Below are 17,734 nucleotides of genomic sequence, written 5' to 3'. Positions count from 1 at the left end.
ACAGGAGAACCGCTGGCGGTCCGCTTCCCAACACGCGGCAAGTGCAGTATCATGGACGTGATGAATTTCACAAGATGGAGGAACAAGCATGAAATCTTTTCTGATCGGTTCAGCGACGGCACTCGCGGTCCTGCTCATCGCTTATCTTGCGGACAACTGGAGCCTCGCGTGGATGATCGCCGGCGCCATCGCCATCCTGGCCGTGCTGCGGGAAGCGGTGGTCATGGGCAGAAGGGACAGCTCGGCGAAAACCACGAGCTCCGAGAAAAGGCGGGAGCAGCGGGAACAGCTGACGAAAATGAGAAACGCGCTCCTGTTCGCCGTCCCGCATTTCATCGTGGCGCTCATCGCGCTGCTTTTGCTGGAATAAAATCGGACAAAACGGAAAAAGCGCCCCGACCGGGACGCTTTTTTTATTGCGGTTCGGAAAGTGCCGCCTGCATATCCGGCGACCGGTCCAGCCGCCGCTGGACGATGCGGAGCCGGGTGAAGAACCCGACGGCGGCCGCCGTCAGTCCGAGCGAGATGCCGATCCAGAGGCCGAACGGGCCGAGGTCCGTATACGCCGCCAGCGTGTAGCCGGACGGGATGCCGATGACCCAGTACGACACGAGGGCGATCACAAACGGGATCTGCACGTCCTTATAGCCGCGCAGCACGCCTTGGAGCCCGGCCTGCGCCGCATCCGACAGCTGATACAGGATCGCGATGATGAAGAACTGGCCCGCCAGTTCGATGACGAGCGGATCTTCAGTGTAGAACTGCGCGATCGATTCCCGGAAGAAGATCAGGAAGACCGCATTGATTGCCAGAAAGCCGATGCCGCCGAGGACGCCCATCTTGCCGTATTCTTTGGCGTTCTGCAGCCGGCCGCCCCCGACGGAATAGCCGACGACGATCGTCAGCGCCATCGAAATGCTGAGCGGGATCATGAAGATGAGCGATGTGAAGCTGAGGGCGATCTGGTTTGCGGCGATAGTGACCGTCGAGAACAGGATGCCGACGAGCAGCGTCACGACCGAGAAGATGCTCGATTCGAAAAAGATGGACAGCCCGATCGGAATGCCGATGACGAGCTCTTCTTTCCACGCCTTGAGGGAAGGGGCCGGCCACATGCGGAACAGCCGGTAATTCCGCACTTTCGGCAAGCGGAACGTCATCCAGATGCTGAAGGCGAGCATGATCCAATATGTGAAGGCGGTCGCATAGCCCGCGCCGATGCCGCCGAGTGCCGGCAGCCCGAAGTTGCCGAAAATCAACCCGTAGTTCAGGAGGGCATTGAACGGCACCGCAAGCACCGTGATGTACATCGTGATCGTCGTGTAACCCTGTCCGTCGAAAAAGTTCCGGAGCACGTTCGCAAGAAACAGCGGGACGATGCCGATCGACAGCCCGATCAAGTAATGAAAGGAAATGTACTGCACTTCCGGCTCCAGATCCATGAACGTCAGAATGGGCTCGAGCAGGAAGCTGCCCGCCGCAATGACGAGCAGCGCGAGAATGACCGCCAAATACAGCGACTGTGTGACGAAAGCGGCAATCCTGCTTTTCTGATCGCTGCCCGACAGCTGGGCGACGATCGCCGTCACCGCGAGCAGCACGCCGTTGACGCCGGTGAAGACCGGCATCCAGAGGCTCGAGCCGATGGCGACACCGGCCAGGTCTTCCGTGCCGACCCGTCCTGACATCATCGTATCGATCAGGTTCATCGCGTACAGGCTGAGCTGCGTCACCATGATCGGCCAGAGGACAGAGAGAAACAAGTTGATTTTTTCTTTTTTCGTATCTGCGTGATGCATTTATTTCCCTCCAGGTTGCTGCAGTGTTTCGTTTGTTGTCAGGGCGACGGAGCGGGGAGTTGGGGGGGCGGGGACGAGGTGAAGTGTCGACAACGGAATAAGCGGTGTCGAGACCGGGATAAGGGTCGTCGAGACCGGGATAAACGCCATCGAGACCCAGATAAGCGGTGTTGAGCCCGAGATAAGGGGTGGTGAGCCCGAGATAAGCGGTGGTGAGCCCGAGATAAGCGGTATCGACACCGGGATAAGGGGCGTCGAGACCGGGATAAGCGGTGCCGAGACCGAGATAGAGGGTGCCGAGACCGGGATAAGCGGTGTCGAGCCCGAGATAAGGGGTGTCGAGCCCGGGATAAGGGGTGTCGAGACCCAGATAAGCGGTGGCAAGACCCAGATAAACGCCATCGAGACCCAGATAAGCGCCGCTAACCCCGGGCAAACCCCCTTACAAACCGGCCCAGAACACCGCCCAAGCCGCTTGCAGCTTCCGCTCGGTCCGCTCTTCACCGCCATACACCAGCTCCACACAAATGGAATCGATCAGAGCGGAGAACGCCAGTGTCGCGGTCTCCGGATTCTGGCGCGTGACTTCCCCGAGCGCCGCCGCCTGTTCGAAGCGCTTTAAGTACAGCGCGTCCACTCCATCGATGTACCGGTATACATACTCCATCACTTGGTCGTACAAATGGGCGGGCGGGAAAAACGACACCCGCAGCCAGAACTTCATGCGTGCGTCATGCCCGAACCGGCCGGTCATCCCGCGCAGTGCGCCGAGCAGGAACTCGTCAAGCGGCTCGCTGAACCGGTCATTCACGTATTGCTCTCGGTCGCGCAGCTCGGCTGCGAACGTTTCCTCCAGCACCTGCAGGAACAGATCATCCTTGCTGGCGAAATGCGAGTAGAGCGACTGCTTTTTCAAGCCCGTCTCCGCCGCGATGTGCGACAGCGAAGTGCCATTGTAGCCATGTTCGGCAAATAAAATCAGCGCCGCGTCTTTGATTGATTGCGTAGTCATAGTGCCTCCTTTGCCTGACGACCGTTCGTAAGGAATTGTAGCAGGTTTCACAGGCGGTAGCAACAACCGGGTTCCAACTGGTTTTATTTTTTGTGAATGCCCAATAAAACACGAAAAATGAAACCCATCCGGCAATGAAGCGTATAACTACTATACGAGTGAATGGAAATAACAGGATAAGCTGGCGGGAGTTTAGGTAAAAACCGGCGAGAAAGAGAGGGACCGGTTTTATTGGAATAAATAAAGGAGGCTGAATATGAGGACTCAATTTTTGTCAATCGCAGGGCTTTTGCTGCTTGCCGGGATGGCGAGCGGCTGCAGCGGATCAGCGCCAGGGGAACCGGCCACTGTCAACGTGGGGGCTGAACAAGGGGAAACGGGAACGGAGAGCGGAGAGGCCGGCGCCGATTCCGAGGCGACGGGACCGGTCGTGGTGTCGGAGGCGACTGCGCAGGAAGCGATTTCCGCTGTCATCGAGACGGATTTCACTTCGCCGCGCGACGAATTCATCCGGCTTGAAGAAGCGGTGTACGACGCGCAATTTCCCGACATGACCGAGGAGGAGTACCAGGCGTTCTTGGCGTCGGATGTTTATCAGGCGTATATGGAGTACTATGAGGACGCGTTCGCCGCCTACTTCACTGAAGACGAAATGGACGATTTCATCAGGACGGCGAGCATGATGAGCGTGCTTCAGCGTGCGGAGTCTTCTCATCAGACAACTGTGCAGAACATTGTGATCGAACGGAGCGGGAACGAGAACGCGCCGAACAATTACTCCTTCTCATTCGAAGTGGTTTTTACGGATGGAGAAGGCAACTCTACAACCCATCAGTTGAAAGGAAAGGCCATCATGACGGAAGAGGGGAAGATCGGGCGCTTTCAATACACGGACCCAGGCGGGCTTGTGGAGACGATCAATTCGGCTTATTGAAAGCTGGCGCGGTGTGCGGCTTGAAAAATATTGGCTGACAAAATGTCATTTGGGCGGAAGGAGGAGAGGGCATGCCGTATTATTCACTGCCGGAACAGATCTGGCTCGACTTGTTTCTGTTCGTTGCCGGCAGTTTCCTGCTGATCTGGCTGTTCAATGCCGTCATGCGGAAATGGCTGGGCATCAGGAAAATGAGGGTTTTCAAAATGCACTATGTGAATGAAACGCATCGGAAATGGGATTTCCGGCTGAGAATGGGCTACCTGGGCCTGTTTTTGCTCGTCTTGCTCGTCACCTTGGCACTTCGGCTGTATATACCGTGGTTCGTTTTAGGGCTGATTCCGCTTTACGCCATGCAAACGGTTTTGCAGGCATACTTGGAATGGAAGCACGGCGAGGGTCGGACTCAGGCCATTTATGAAGCCGCCGAGTTCGGTGTCACGCTGGGTGTCCTCTTGGCACTCGCATGGCTGCTGTTTCCGGAGATCCGATATTGGTGAAGGCGGCCGGACCGCCCCACCGGTGCCAGGCACTCCTGTAATCCGATAAATTGAATAGAATCCAGACGCAGCCGCGGTCTTCCTTCGAAGGAAGCTGCGGTTTTTAAATGCTTCCATATCCAATGGCGGCGTGTATATACCAAGACTTGCCATCATCCAATGAAGTCATGAAAGAAACATAAATGATTAGGGAAGACTGATCCAAGCACCATCGAAAAATTGTTTTTAAAATATTTTCAATTTTTTATTGACTTCTGAATTGTTGTCCTATTACAATGGGTTCAATCTTAATTTAATTGTCATACAAAATTACAAAATAACAAAAAGACAAAAGAATCGGGGTGAACCGATTCAGGAACTGAGGAGAAAACATGGAGTTTCAGACGGTTGATAAGAAGAACTTATCGAAGCAGGTGATCGATGAGATTATCGGACTCCTCCAGAGTGGGCAGCTGAAACCTGGGGACCGCCTGCCGACAGAGATGGAACTGATGACAATGTGCAATGTGAGCAGGTCGGTTATGCGGGAAGCTTTATCGTCACTGGAAGCGATGGGAATCGTAAACCGCAAAACCCGGAAAGGGACATTCTTTTCTGACCGGATCGGAAGTGAGCCATTCTCGATAATGTTAGCGCTTTCTTCCGGCAATTTGAAGTCTATTCTTGAAACAAGAATATCGCTGGAGTTGGGCTTTGTTACATTGGCGGCGGAAAAAATCACGGATGAAGATTTGGAACGGCTCAACGCGACAGTGGAAGCGATGAAGGAAGCGGATGGCGATTATACCGCCACGGATAAGGAATTCCATGAAATTATCGCTCACAGTGCCAGCAATCCGCTTTTGGAGGCGATGATCGGGCCGGTCCTGAACCTCTATGACAAAACGCTCGAACAGATCTCGACGAATCAAAAAAATCCGGAGATCACGATTGGTCATCACGAGGCGATTTACGAAGCTCTGAAAGAGAAGAATCCGGTAAAAGCTTATCAGGCGATGTATACGCACTTGAGCTATGTCAGGGATAAAGCGCTCCGCGGCCTGAAAGAACGGCAGTAGGCGAAGGAATCAAAAAGGGGGATGGAGAAATGGGAGAGCGGAATGACGCGAAGGAGTGCAAGCGGTGCGAAGCAGCTGAACATTCCTTTAAAAGGGCGGGACCATAGTGAGGTGTCATTCTTTGCTTTACTTGCTATGGTTCTTGAAAAACAGCTGCAAATAAGAAAGTCGGGTGTCCAAATATGATGAAAGTTTCAGTGACCATAAACAATTTTCACTTGCCGGATGGCGATTTAAAGCAGATGAGCCAACTGGGAGTCGACTGCATCGATTTTGGAAACGGCTCTTCCTTCCCGGGAGTAAAAGAGCAGGGCTATCCTGATCTTGATGCCCTTCTGAAGGAAAAACGGAGAATCCGCTCGTGGGGCATGGATATTAACCGAGTGACCCTGCCGAATATCACTGAATCGTTCATGAACAATGAGACGGATGGCGCTGAGGAAATTGAAAACGCTGTCAATGCAGTGAAAGTGTTCGGAGAAGCTGGAATAAAAATTGTCAGACAGCGGTTTGCCGGAGATGTATTCCACGGTCTGACAACGGGCTATGAAGCGATTCAGAGAGGGGGGATGATTTCCAGGGGAGAAAGTCTCGGCTACACACGCGAACGGGCTGAAACGCCGACTCTGGAAGAAGCGAAATTCTGGCGTGAACGATACAAGGAAGTATACCGCCAAATCGTACCGGCAGCGGAAGATTATGGCGTGAAAGTCGGGATGCACCCGTCGGACACACCGAACTGGGATACGCCGTTCGGCGGACTGGGCTATCACCGGATCATTGATGAGTTTCCGAACAAGAACGTCGGCTATATCTACTGCGTCGGAACAAGAGCAGAAGAAGGCGGCAGTTCACTCGTTCTCGATGAAATCAACAATTACGGCCGGAAAGAAAGAATCTTCCTCGTACATTTCCGGAACGTACGGGGAAGCCTCCCGACAGCGGGCGCATTTGAAGAAGCCCTGCTGGATGACGGGGACATGAATATGTTCAAGATCATGCTGGAATTGAGGAAAGTCGGCTTTGACGGCTGCCTGAATCCGGACCATGTGCCCTTGATGGAAGGGGACAACCCGGACACCGACAAGAAATGGGCACATTCCAATATCGGCTGGAATTATTCAAGCATCGGATTCGCCTATTCGATCGGTTATATAAAAGCCATGCTTGCTGCACTGGTGGAATTTGAAGGATAAAGCAAACCGTCGCAGGAAAACCGGACAACCAAACATACCTTAAGGGGGATACAAACATGAATAAACGATGGATCATGGGACTGCTGTTAATGTTTATCGTTGGTCTGCTCGCCGCATGTGCAGAAGAAGCAGCGCCGGCAGAGGCGGAAGCGGAAGAAGAAACGGCGGCGTTCCCGGAAGAGCCGATTAATGTAATCGTCGCATATGATGCAGGAGGCGGAACGGATACGACTGCAAGAACGCTGCAGCCGTTCCTGGAAGAAGAGCTCGGTGTTCCGGTGAACGTCGTCAACCAGCCTGGCGGAAGCGGCTGGGTAGGCTGGACGAATATCGCCAATGCAGAGCCGGATGGTCAGACCATCGGTTACCTGAACTCGCCGAACGTGGCAAGCGGGCTTGTCAACCCGACTTTGGAACGTGAAGTGGATCTCAGTGATTTTGAAACGCTTGCCAATCACGTCGCGGATCCTGGTGCCATCGCCATCCGTACAGATGATGAACGTTTCTCGAATTTCGAGGAGCTGGTCGAATACGCTAAAGAGAACGAATTGACCACCACTGCAACTGGTGTGGCTGGCGACGATCACCTGGTCACCCTGAAACTGAACGACAGACTCGGAACAAAGTTCAGAGCTGTACAGTTCGAAGGGACAGCTGAATCCCGCGCGGCTTTCCTGGGCGGCCATGTGGATGTCCTCGTCACCAGCGTCGGTGAGGCTTATTCAATGGATGAAGGCGGCCAATTGGATGTCGTCGCAGTCACAGCGGAAGAGCGTTCCCCATTCCTTCCGGATACTCCGACAGTCGGCGAACTCGGATTCGATCCGATCATCCAGCAGTCCACAAGAGGATTGGTTGCACCAGTCGGAATTGATCCTGAAAAACTTGAAGTGCTGAAGGCAGCACTGGAAAACGCGATTCAAAACGAAGAGCATCAAACAAAAATGACAGAAATCGGTACACAAGTGCAGTACGCTGATGCAGAAGAATACAGACAGCTTCTGGAACAGGATCTTGAAGATGTGGAAGGCTTGAAAGAATTGCTGGGATGGTAAGCAGCAAAGCAATTGAATACCCGGGTCATACAGATCCGGGTATTCGCATTTTAAGGACCGTGCAGGGAAGGATACAGCTTGAACAGTCATATTTTTCGCTGTGAGGAAAGGTGGAACCATGATGTTGAAGAATTATGCAATGTGGATCGGTCTGCTGGTCTTCGGGTTTGCCGCCATGATGTTCTATGGCTCATTCTCGATGCAATACTATGGACCGTACGGACCAGGGCCGGGCTTTTTCCCAAGGTGGATCAGCGGCGTACTTGCCGCAGTAGCTCTTCTCTATATCGGTGATTCGATCAGGAAAGAGAAGCGGATCTCGTTTGCTGAAGCTTTCCCGACAGGGGTAGTGCTGGTAAGGCTCCTTACCATCGTGGCTTCGATCCTCATTTTTATTTTTATCGCTCCGTTCACGGGATATATCATTGCCAGCGTGCTGGTGATGCTGATGCTGCTGCTCCCGGACGTCAAATGGTATACATCAGTCGCGGTTGCTGTAAGTGTTTCGCTCGCGCTGTTCTTCGTGTTCGATACATTTCTTAATATTCCGCTTCCAGCGAATGCACTTGGTTGGTAAAGGGAGGGAAGCAGCATGGATACATTCGGTTTATTAATGGAAGGTTTCGCAATCGCTTTATCATGGGATAACTTGCTTTATGCCCTGATCGGTGTCTCAGTCGGTATGCTCGTCGGGATTCTTCCCGGGCTCGGGCCGAGTGCCGGTACCGCTCTATTGATACCGCTGACATTCGGTATGGATCCGACGTCAGCAATCGTCATGCTGGCAGCCATTTTCTATGGTTCCATGTACGGTGGGACGATAACAACTGTTTTAGTGAATGTTCCCGGTGAAGCAGCTTCTGTCATCACCGGTTTAGACGGATATCCGATGGCCCAGCAGGGAAGAGCCGGTGTCGCGCTCGGCATATCGGCGATTGGTTCATTTATCGGCGGTGTCGTCGCGATTATCGGTGTCGTTCTTGTAGCGCCGATGATGGTGAAGTTCGCCCTCTCTTTCGGTCCTCCTGAATTTTTCGCCCTGATACTTTTCGGTCTCACCATGGTCGTCGGCCTCGCCGGAAAATCAGTTATCCGCGGCATGATCGCCGTCCTGATCGGACTCCTTCTCGCCATGTATGGAATGGCACCGAGTTCAGGGGTTGTCCGCTATTCGTTCGGGATCACCCATCTCATTGACGGCTTTAATTTCGTAACGATTGCGATGGGGCTTTTCGGTCTTTCGGAAATCCTGATCGGTATGGAGCAGCAGCTCAAAAATCCGATCAAACCGCCAGCTGTCAAAGGGATGTTTCCATCACGCAAAGAATGGAAGCCTTCCGCTGCGTCGATCGGCCGCGGAACCGTCCTCGGATTTTTCATGGGGCTCATTCCAGGCACAAGTTCAGTCGTACCGGCCCTGATGTCCTATTCGATGGAAAAGCGGCTGGCAAAAGATCCTTCACGTTTCGGAAAAGGCGCAATCGAAGGGGTGGCGGGCCCGGAGACGGCTAACAACTCATTCACAGGAGGCGCGCTGATTCCGCTGTTCCTCCTTGGCATCCCGAGCTCCGCGACGATGGCTGTCCTGATGGGTGCTTTCATCCTCCATGGACTTCAGCCGGGACCGACTCTTTTCATCCAGCATTCCGATTTTGTCTGGGCGGTCCTGGCCAGCATGTTTATCGGGAATGCGATGCTGCTTTTCATGAACTTGCCGATGGCCGGCATGTGGGCGAAAATCGCGAGTGTCCCCTTCAAGCTTTTATTCCCGATCATCATCGCGGTATCGATCGTCGGGACGTACTCCATCAGCAACAGCCTTTGGGATGTTGGAGGCTTATTGTTCTTCGGATTGGTCGGATACTTGTTCAAAAAGGCGGATATCCCGGTCGCACCGATTGCACTGACATTCATCCTCGGAGTCATGATGGAAGAAGCGCTGCTGCAGACGTTAGCGATTTACAAGGGAAGTTTCCTGCCGATTTTCACCCGTCCGCTCGCCGGAACACTCATGGCAATGTCAGTTATTGCATTATCCCTCAGCATCTATGCAGGATTTAAGAATAAAAAAGATAATCTCGCCGATTCAGAAGCTTGATGAGTCGAAAACTCCTGCCGGTGTCTGAGACAGCAGGAAATTGACAGAACTTTTTAATTGTCATACAGTATTACAAAATAAACCAACAAAGGTGGATGACCCATGTCAAAAAATAACCGACAAGCCCCTGAAGGGATCCTCGGCTTTCCTGTTGCCCCTTTTGATGAATCTGGAAAACTGGATGTGAAAGGGCTGGAAGCGAACATTGATTTCCTGCTCGATTCCGGGTTGACTTCGATTTTCGTAGCATGCGGAGCCGGTGAACTCCACGCGATCAGCACGGAAGAATACCGGGAAATGGTGGAAGTTGCAAAAAGCAGAACAGGGGGCAAGGTGCCATTATACACAGGTGTCGGAGGAAATATTGTCCATGCCCTCGAGCAGGCGAAGATATCAGAAGAGCTGGGCGCGGACGGTTACTTGATTCTGCCTCCCTACCTGATCGATCCGTCACAAGACGGTATTTACAACTACTTGAGTGAAATCATCACCAGTACGGAATTGAATGCGATCGTCTACAACCGGGATAATTGTGTACTGACCGCCGAAACGCTTGAAAAACTTTGTGAGCTCCCGCAGCTCGTCGGTTACAAGGACGGCATCGGCAACATGGAGACGGTGGCGGAATTCACCCATAAATTCGGCGACCGCCTCGAATGGATCAATGGAATGCCGCTGGCGGAAGTTACGATGGGCGCTTACTTGAATTTAGGTTTTAAGACATACTCGTCCGCTATTTCCAATTACATTCCCCACATTTCAGCGCTATACTTTGAAGCGCTTCAGAACGGGGATAAAGAAACGGTCCGTGAAATCTATGACAGCGTCATTCTGCCGATCCATAAAATCAGGAAGCAGAAAAAAGGATATGCTGTCTCACTAATCAAGGCAGGGATGAAAATTGTCGGACTTCCGGTCACCACGAATGTGAGGGCGCCGATCGCACCGGTCGAGCAGGATCACTATGAACAGCTGAAGGACGTCATAGAAAGGGCGCTGGAAAAATACCCGGCGAAAACAAAAATAAAAACAAGCTGAATAGCGGAACAAAGTGCGACAGCTGCAGCAGAAGGCCGGATCAGATGTGAGGAGTCAATCATTCAACACACATATAGGAGGAGCTTATGACGACTAATACAGAAGTACAAACCTATTTGAACTATATCAATGGAGAATGGAAAGCTTCCGATACAGGCAAGACATCCGAAAGCCTGAATCCTTCCAACAGCGAGGAAGTGCTCGGCAAGTTCCAAATGTCTTCAGCCAATGATTTGGATGAAGCCGTTTCTGCAGCCTCCGCAGCCCAGAAAAAATGGCGGAAACTGTCCGGAAAAGAAAGAGGCGATTTTTTATTCAAAGTCGCCGATGTGCTGGAGTCGAAAACAGAGTACGTTGCAGAAGCGATGACGAAAGAGATGGGGAAAACATTTGCAGAAGCGAAAGGTGAAACGGCACGCGGTGTAGCGATCCTCCGCTATTATGCGGGAGAAGGCATGCGGCCGGTCGGGGATGTCATCCCATCGACAGACAGCGAAGCCCTCATGTTCACGACAAGAACCCCGCTCGGCGTTGTCGGAGTCATTACGCCATGGAACTTCCCGGTCGCAATCCCGATCTGGAAAATGGCACCTGCGCTCATTTACGGCAATGCGGTCGTGCTCAAGCCGGCAAGCGATACTGCGGTCACAGCGGCACGGGTCGTGGAATGTTTTGCGGAAGCGGGACTCCCGGAAGGTGTACTGAACATGGTCACCGGCTCCGGCTCGGTCATCGGTCAGGGCTTGGCGGAACATCCTGGAGTGAATGGTATCACGTTCACCGGATCCAACACAGTCGGCAAGCAGATCGGCCGCGCTGCACTCGATCGCGGCATCAAGTATCAGCTTGAAATGGGAGGCAAAAACCCGGTCATCGTCGCAGATGACGCAGAACTTGATCTGGCAGTGAATGCGACCATCAGCGGCGGGCTGAAATCGACCGGTCAGAAATGTACGGCCACCAGCCGGGTCATCGTGCAGAAAGGGATCTACGATAAATTCAAAGAGCGGCTTTTGGAAAAAGTGGCGGAAATCACTGTCGGTAACGGCATGGAAAACAGCAGCTGGATGGGTCCTGTAGCAAGTGAGAATCAGCTGGATAACGTCCTTTCTTACGTGAAGATCGGAAAAGAAGAAGGCGCGAAATTACTTTATGGCGGAAACCGGGTATCGGAAGAAGAGACGAAGAATGGCTATTTCGTCGAGCCGACAGTCTTTGAGGATGTTACACCGGACATGCGGATTGCGCGGGAGGAAATCTTCGGACCGGTCCTCGCGCTGATGAAAGTGGATACCATTGAAGAAGCGCTGGAACTTGCGAATGATTCCGAATACGGATTGAGCGCTTCGATTTTCACAACGAACATCGGCAACATGCTCGGATTCATCGATGATATGGAAGCCGGACTCGTCCGCGTCAATGCAGAGAGCGCCGGTGTTGAACTTCAGGCCCCATTCGGAGGCATGAAGCAGTCAAGCTCCCACTCCCGTGAACAGGGCCGTGCAGCGATTGAATTCTTCACCTCGATCAAAACTGTTTTCGTGAAAAAATAACGATCGTGGGGAGTTATGCGGCAAAAGCTTAACTCCCCATTTTTTAATCGAAAAAATCCTTCATGGCGAGACTACATAGTTAAGGAGCGTTTATATGGTGACCAACAACAGTAAACTGAAGAACACCACTCCCAAAGTAACTAAAATGCGTGTCATCCCCGTCGCCGGGCACGACAGTATGCTGCTGAATCTCAGCGGCGCCCATAGTCCGTATTTCACTCGGAATATTGTGATGCTGGAGGATGACCACGGCAATGTGGGAGCCGGGGAGGTGCCGGGCGGCGAAGCGATCCGGCAAACGCTTGAGGAGTCACAGAACTACGTCGTCGGGGAACCGATCGGTGCGTATAACCGTATTCTGAATAATGTCCGGAAACGATTCGCTTTCAAAGATGAGGCCGGAAGAGGCGCTCAGACATTCGATCTCCGGGTGACGATCCATGCGGTGACTGCCCTGGAAGCCGCGCTCCTCGACCTGCTCGGCAAATTCCTCGGGGTTCCGGTGGCGGAACTCCTAGGTGAAGGCCAGCAGCGGACACACGTCGAAATGCTCGGCTATCTATTTTATATCGGCGACCGCAATAAGACGGATCTGCCGTATTTGAGTGATCCCCATAATTCCGATGACTGGCTGCGCCTCCGTCACGAGGAAGCGCTGACACCGGAAGCGGTCGTCGCCTTGGCGGAAGCTGCCCAGAAGCGTTACGGCTTTCAGGATTTCAAGCTGAAAGGCGGGGTCTTGAAAGGGGATGAAGAAATGAAAGCGGTGACGGCCCTCGCAGAACGTTTCCCCGATGCGCGCATCACACTCGACCCGAACGGGGCCTGGTCGCTCGAAGAAGCGGTCCGCCTCTGCAAAGGCAAACAGCACATTCTCGCCTACGCGGAAGATCCGTGCGGTGCAGAAAACGGATTTTCATCCCGGGAAGTGATGGCCGAGTTCCGGACAGCGACCGGACTGCCGACTGCGACCAACATGGTCGCTACGGACTGGCGGGAAATGGGGCATGCCATCCAGTTGAAGTCTGTCGATATCCCGCTCGCCGATCCGCATTTTTGGACGATGCAAGGCTCTGTCAGAGTTGCTCAGATGTGCAATGAATGGGGGCTGACGTGGGGGTCCCATTCGAATAACCACTTCGATATCTCCCTTGCGATGTTCACTCATGTCGCGGCAGCTGCACCCGGGAAGATCACTGCTATCGATACCCACTGGATTTGGCAGGACGGGCAATTCCTCACGGCGAACCCTTTCCGGATCGTCGATGGGAAAATTGAAGTGCCGGATGCGCCGGGCTTGGGAATCGAACTCGATATGGACCGGATCGAGGAAGCACACCGATGCTACGTGGATAATGGACTCGGCGGACGAGATGACTCTGTCGGGATGCAATACTTGATCCCAGGCTGGGAATTCGACAACAAGAGACCCGCTCTTGTCCGGGATTAAAGGAAGAAGTTCTGGAGAAAATAAGGTAAACTAGGAATAGAAGTAAAAGACATCTGTCCGGGAAAGGCGGTGATAGTTATGGCAGATCCGATCGTGAATTCAATCCGCAAAAGCACTCTTTCGCAGCAAGTGCTGGAAAAAATCGTTTTTCTGCTAATCAACGGGGAATTAAAACCCGGTGATAAATTGCCGCCTGAGATGGAATTGATGGAGCAGCTCGGTGTTAGCCGGACGGTTCTGCGTGAAGCGCTGAGTTCGCTCGAAACACTCGAAATCATCAAACGCAAGCCGCGGGGCGGAACCGTCGTCAATGAAAAAGTCGGCAGTGACCCATTCACCGCGATGCTCGCTCTGTCGATCAACAATTTGCCGGCTGTAATCGAGGCACGGATGGCACTTGAATTGGGCCTCGTGACCATTGCCGCCGAGAAAATCACGGAAGACCAGCTGGAGCAGCTGGAAGCCACCATCCGGAACATCGAAAAAAATGCCCATATGAACTACGGGGAATACGATAAAGAATTTCATAAGATCATTGCATTGAGTGCCAACAATCCGGTTGTTGAAGGTATGATTACATCCTTGCTCATCACCCATCAAAAGACAGACAGCCTGATCCAGTACCGCGAGCCGGAAACGACGGTGGAACATCACCAGGCCATTTATGATGCGCTAAAGAAACGCGATCCGCATGAAGCTTTCAGCGCGATGTACAGGCATTTGAGTTTCGTCCGAGGCAAGATCCTGAAAAACATAGATGAAGAGAGGTAAGCAGAGAAGGCTATAAACGGCTCAGTTTATAGCTTTTTCTCATGCCGTGAAATACTGTCGGTAAACCCTTCATCCATTTTCGATGCATCCTGCCGCCCCACCGGTGCCAGGCACTCCTGCAACTCAGCGCGTTCAGCCGCCGCCCGCTTTCCTGGCCGTCCGGCGTTCCCCCGCAAATTCCGGCAAATCCTCCCCGCTCTTCACCCGCTTCAGCTGTGCGACGATGATCACGGAGATGATGACGAGCAGCGACCACGAACTGATCTTGCCGATATGCACGACCGACCAGCTCGCTGCCTGGCCGGGATACTGCCACGCGCCGAGGAACGTCGAAATGTTCTCCGCGATCCAGATGAAAAACCCGATGAGCACGAACGACAGGAGCAGCGGCATTTTATAGAGGTGGCCGTTCACCCGGAACGTCACCATCGTCTTGAAAAAAATAAAGACGAGCATCCCTTTCAGCACCCAGCGGAAATCATACGTGAAGTGATGCGTGAAGAAATTAAAGTAAATGAGTGCCGAAATGAGCACGGTCAGCGCCGGATGCGGCCAGCTGTACATTTTCAGTTCCATGCGCCGCCAGGATTGGCACAAATAGCTCGCGACACTCGCATACATAAATCCGCTGTACAGCGGCACCCCGAAAAACTTCGTGTACGCGTCTTCCGGATACGCCCACGACCCCATGTGCACTTTGTACAGTTCCAGCGCAAGTCCGATCGCATGGAACACGCAGATCACTTTCAGTTCATCCCGTGATTCAAGGCGCGATGCCACCATGAACACCTGGCCGGCCAGGCAGATGAGCAGAATCAGGTCATAGCGGGGCAATCCCGGTACCTCCACAACCTTCGAGACCGCAAGCGCCGCGAAAATGATGACCGGGAAAATGCAGCACAGCGCCTGCAAATAACCGAATCGAATAAAATCCCGCACGAAAACTCGCTCCTTTTTTAGTCTTTGTACTAGAACAAGACGAAGCGGGTTCGCGGTAAGTTTCTGTTTTTCGTTCTTTTTTTATTGAATTTCGATAAAATTTTCGAGCGGTGCACTGAAAAGGAAGCAAACCAGAAATTGCGATAAACTGTGAATGAAGGATCATCTTTTATTCCAACACAAGATGATTGGATGAATGGGACAGTTAGGAGGGATGAAATCGTGGATACAAACGGAATCGGCAGGCGCGAAGAAGCCGGACTGCCGCGGTTCAAAAGCCATGAAGAAGCGCGGACGTTCTTTGAAGAGCGGTTCGGCGAGCGATTCGTCTTCGAAGAGGCGACAGACGAAGCGGGAAGCCGGTGCTTTTTTTACCGGCTGATTACGGATAAAGAAGCTTATATAAGAGGTGCGGAAGAGTTGAATTCCACCGGCTATGTAGGAAAAGAATTCCTGGATAGCTATCAGCCGGTCCGGATCATGGAGAACGGCGGCTTGCAAGTGATCCACCGGGAGGAATGACTTCGGGGTTGCCCTTTTGTCATAAGGAAGAATTGAGAAAAAGAGCTTGGACAGGAACTTGTCCAAGCTTTTAGTTTTCGAGAAAACCCTCAACAAAGCTGCTGACAGTAGGACGATCTGAAAGAATGGCTCCGCACCCACAGACTGCCTGAAACTTTCCGGGATTTGGAACCGACTATTTCCTAAACGAGTCATGCTCGAATGGACAGCCAGCGTTGAGCCCCATGATAACCGATGAATGGCTGCAGCTTGGTTTCAGTGAAGGGAGACGACAGAAAATGATGCGGATGATTCTATTGATTTTATTGCTCCTCTTAAGCGGATGCAGCAGTGACTACGAAGGCGTCGTCATGGAGAAGTTTGCGGACAGCTTCATTCTCGGGATTCCGGTCGATGATCCGGAGGCGGAGTCTCCGGCGTACGAAGTGACGATTACAGACAGCACGGTATTCAGCGGATCCGTCGACTCGTTCGAGGAGCTGGAAGAGGAATCCCGTGTGACTGTCTTGCCGGAGGCCAATGACGAGCTCCTGAGTGAAGGGCAGCTCATCGCGGAGGAAGTTATCGTGCACTAGCGGAAGGCTGCCAGGAGAGGGCGGATGCCGGAAGGCGCCCGATCTCCGGGCAGGACGTCGTGTACCAAGAATTCCCTTCTTTTATTCCAATAAAATCAGTGCTTCGGCAGGGCAGTTTTTAGTTTCGTCGGGGTGGTTACGGGAAAATAGAAATATGGGATTTTTGCGAACCGCCGGAAGGCTGAGAATGCCGGTACACGGAAGCATCCGCCGACCGGCATCGGACAGACAGCGGAAAGGGAGAGATTCAGCATGCAGAAAAAAGATTCGGAAGGCACACTGGTCGCCGTCATGATCGATGAAGAATCGAGGGCGAAGCAGAAGGCGCTCCACGAAGATGAAAAAGTGATCCCGACAGAACCGGTCCCGATCTGGAACGTGGCGCACCGCGGCGCTTCGGGCCATGCGCCGGAGCACACGATCGAAGGCTACCGGATGGGCGGCACGATGCTCGGGGATTTCATCGAAGTGGACCTGCAGATGACGAAAGACGGCGTGCTCGTCGCGATGCATGACGAGCGTGTCGACCGGACGACGAACGGCACCGGGCTCGTGAAGGATTTCACGCTCGAAGAACTGAAGAAACTCGACGCGGGCTCCTGGTTCAACGACATGTACCCGCATAAAGCGCAGCCGCACTATGTCGGCCTTACCGTTCCGACTCTGGAGGAAATCATTCAGGAATTCGGGACGGACGAACGGTACTACATCGAGACGAAAGAGCCGGGCATTTACCCAGGCATGGAAGAAGAGCTGATCCGGGTCCTCGAGAAGTACAAACTGATCGGCAAGGATCCGAAGGAAAGCCACGTCCTTATCCAATCATTCAGTCCGGAAAGCCTTCAAAAGCTGCACGACTTGAATTCCATCGTCCCGCTCGTGCGGCTGTTCACATATTTTGGGATCGGCACGATCACGGATAAAGAGCTGGACGAAATCGATGACTACGCCGTCGGAATCGGCGCGAACCATAACGGCATCGATGAGAAATACGTCCGCCAAGTCGTGGACGCCGGCCTCATGATGCACCCGTACACCGTGAACACGAAAGACGACATGCGGAAAGTGATCGACTGGGGCGTGACCGGCATGTTCACGAACTTCCCGGATCTCCTGCGGGATGTGCTGAAGGAATACGAAGAGGCAAGCTGAAGACGAATAACGCAGGACTATACAGAAACGCCGCGCTCCAACAGTGGAGGCGGCGTTTTTTCGGCCTGTTCAAATCGGAATA

The 17,734-nt window shown here is 52.9% G+C and carries 18 protein-coding genes; 15 read left to right on the top strand and 3 right to left on the bottom strand.

The features are described 5' to 3' along the window. The first annotated feature begins 88 nt into the window (after positions 1–88). Complete coding sequence (locus tag CCE92_RS07265) at positions 89–370, top strand: DUF5316 family protein (protein ID WP_088006860.1); 282 nt, start codon at positions 89–91, stop codon at positions 368–370. Positions 371–413: 43 nt separating this feature from the next. On the opposite strand, the gene CCE92_RS07260 is transcribed toward CCE92_RS07265, so the two are convergent. Together CCE92_RS07260 and CCE92_RS07255 are read right to left on the bottom strand one after the other, a co-directional pair. Further along, on the bottom strand, positions 414–1,799 hold the full coding sequence (locus tag CCE92_RS07260; RefSeq protein WP_088006859.1) for an MATE family efflux transporter: 1,386 nt from the start codon (positions 1,797–1,799) through the stop codon (positions 414–416). A 442-nt stretch (positions 1,800–2,241) separates the two neighbouring features. After that, positions 2,242–2,811, bottom strand: coding sequence for a TetR/AcrR family transcriptional regulator (locus CCE92_RS07255; protein ID WP_088006858.1), 570 nt, complete (start codon positions 2,809–2,811; stop codon positions 2,242–2,244). Positions 2,812–3,067: 256 nt separating this feature from the next. Between CCE92_RS07255 and CCE92_RS07250 the strand changes: the two genes are divergently transcribed. The 11 genes from CCE92_RS07250 to CCE92_RS07200 all read left to right on the top strand — a co-directional run bounded on the left by CCE92_RS07250 (position 3,068) and on the right by CCE92_RS07200 (position 14,464). Continuing rightward, positions 3,068–3,745: a hypothetical protein gene (locus tag CCE92_RS07250; protein ID WP_088006857.1), complete on the top strand. Its 678-nt coding sequence runs from the start codon at positions 3,068–3,070 to the stop codon at positions 3,743–3,745. Between the two features lie 71 nt (positions 3,746–3,816). After that, positions 3,817–4,245 carry a DUF4181 domain-containing protein gene (locus tag CCE92_RS07245; protein ID WP_088006856.1) on the top strand — a complete coding sequence of 143 codons (429 nt, stop codon included), beginning with the start codon at positions 3,817–3,819 and terminating at the stop codon, positions 4,243–4,245. Between the two features lie 371 nt (positions 4,246–4,616). Beyond that, positions 4,617–5,303, top strand: a complete 687-nt coding sequence (locus tag CCE92_RS07240) for a FadR/GntR family transcriptional regulator (RefSeq protein ID WP_088006855.1) — start codon at positions 4,617–4,619, stop codon at positions 5,301–5,303. Positions 5,304–5,485: 182 nt separating this feature from the next. Beyond that, positions 5,486–6,499 (top strand): mannonate dehydratase, encoded by a 1,014-nt coding sequence (locus CCE92_RS07235; protein WP_088006854.1) that lies wholly within the window; start codon positions 5,486–5,488, stop codon positions 6,497–6,499. A gap of 56 nt (positions 6,500–6,555) precedes the next feature. Next, positions 6,556–7,554, top strand: coding sequence for a tripartite tricarboxylate transporter substrate binding protein (locus CCE92_RS07230; protein WP_088006853.1), 999 nt, complete (start codon positions 6,556–6,558; stop codon positions 7,552–7,554). Positions 7,555–7,675: 121 nt separating this feature from the next. Then, positions 7,676–8,131 carry a tripartite tricarboxylate transporter TctB family protein gene (locus CCE92_RS07225; RefSeq protein WP_162287827.1) on the top strand — a complete coding sequence of 152 codons (456 nt, stop codon included), beginning with the start codon at positions 7,676–7,678 and terminating at the stop codon, positions 8,129–8,131. A gap of 15 nt (positions 8,132–8,146) precedes the next feature. Beyond that, positions 8,147–9,652, top strand: coding sequence for a tripartite tricarboxylate transporter permease (locus CCE92_RS07220; protein WP_088006851.1), 1,506 nt, complete (start codon positions 8,147–8,149; stop codon positions 9,650–9,652). Positions 9,653–9,754: 102 nt separating this feature from the next. After that, positions 9,755–10,690: a 5-dehydro-4-deoxyglucarate dehydratase gene (kdgD, locus tag CCE92_RS07215; RefSeq protein WP_088006850.1), complete on the top strand. Its 936-nt coding sequence runs from the start codon at positions 9,755–9,757 to the stop codon at positions 10,688–10,690. A gap of 86 nt (positions 10,691–10,776) precedes the next feature. Continuing rightward, entirely contained in the window at positions 10,777–12,243 is a 1,467-nt protein-coding gene (gene gucD / locus CCE92_RS07210) for an alpha-ketoglutaric semialdehyde dehydrogenase GucD (RefSeq protein ID WP_088006849.1), read from the top strand. A gap of 94 nt (positions 12,244–12,337) precedes the next feature. Then, a complete protein-coding gene (gudD, locus tag CCE92_RS07205) occupies positions 12,338–13,693 on the top strand; it encodes a glucarate dehydratase (RefSeq protein WP_088006848.1) in 1,356 nt (451 codons plus the stop codon). A 78-nt stretch (positions 13,694–13,771) separates the two neighbouring features. Continuing rightward, on the top strand, positions 13,772–14,464 hold the full coding sequence (locus tag CCE92_RS07200; protein ID WP_088006847.1) for a FadR/GntR family transcriptional regulator: 693 nt from the start codon (positions 13,772–13,774) through the stop codon (positions 14,462–14,464). 132 nt (positions 14,465–14,596) lie between these two features. Here CCE92_RS07200 and CCE92_RS07195 read toward each other — a convergent pair whose 3' ends face one another. Further along, complete coding sequence (locus tag CCE92_RS07195; RefSeq protein ID WP_088006846.1) at positions 14,597–15,403, bottom strand: DUF817 domain-containing protein; 807 nt, start codon at positions 15,401–15,403, stop codon at positions 14,597–14,599. 222 nt (positions 15,404–15,625) lie between these two features. On the opposite strand from CCE92_RS07195, the gene CCE92_RS07190 reads away from it, so the two are divergent. From CCE92_RS07190 to CCE92_RS07180, 3 genes are all read left to right on the top strand, one after another. After that, positions 15,626–15,925, top strand: coding sequence for a hypothetical protein (locus tag CCE92_RS07190; RefSeq protein WP_088006845.1), 300 nt, complete (start codon positions 15,626–15,628; stop codon positions 15,923–15,925). Positions 15,926–16,203: 278 nt separating this feature from the next. Next, positions 16,204–16,500 carry a hypothetical protein gene (locus tag CCE92_RS07185; protein WP_088006844.1) on the top strand — a complete coding sequence of 99 codons (297 nt, stop codon included), beginning with the start codon at positions 16,204–16,206 and terminating at the stop codon, positions 16,498–16,500. Positions 16,501–16,752: 252 nt separating this feature from the next. Then, a complete protein-coding gene (locus CCE92_RS07180) occupies positions 16,753–17,652 on the top strand; it encodes a glycerophosphodiester phosphodiesterase (protein ID WP_088006843.1) in 900 nt (299 codons plus the stop codon). Positions 17,653–17,734 lie beyond the last annotated feature (82 nt).

Origin of the sequence: Indiicoccus explosivorum, assembly GCF_002167005.1 — a bacterium.
Taxonomy (GTDB): domain Bacteria; phylum Bacillota; class Bacilli; order Bacillales_A; family Planococcaceae; genus Indiicoccus; species Indiicoccus explosivorum.
This window is presented reverse-complemented; position numbering and strand designations above follow the sequence as displayed.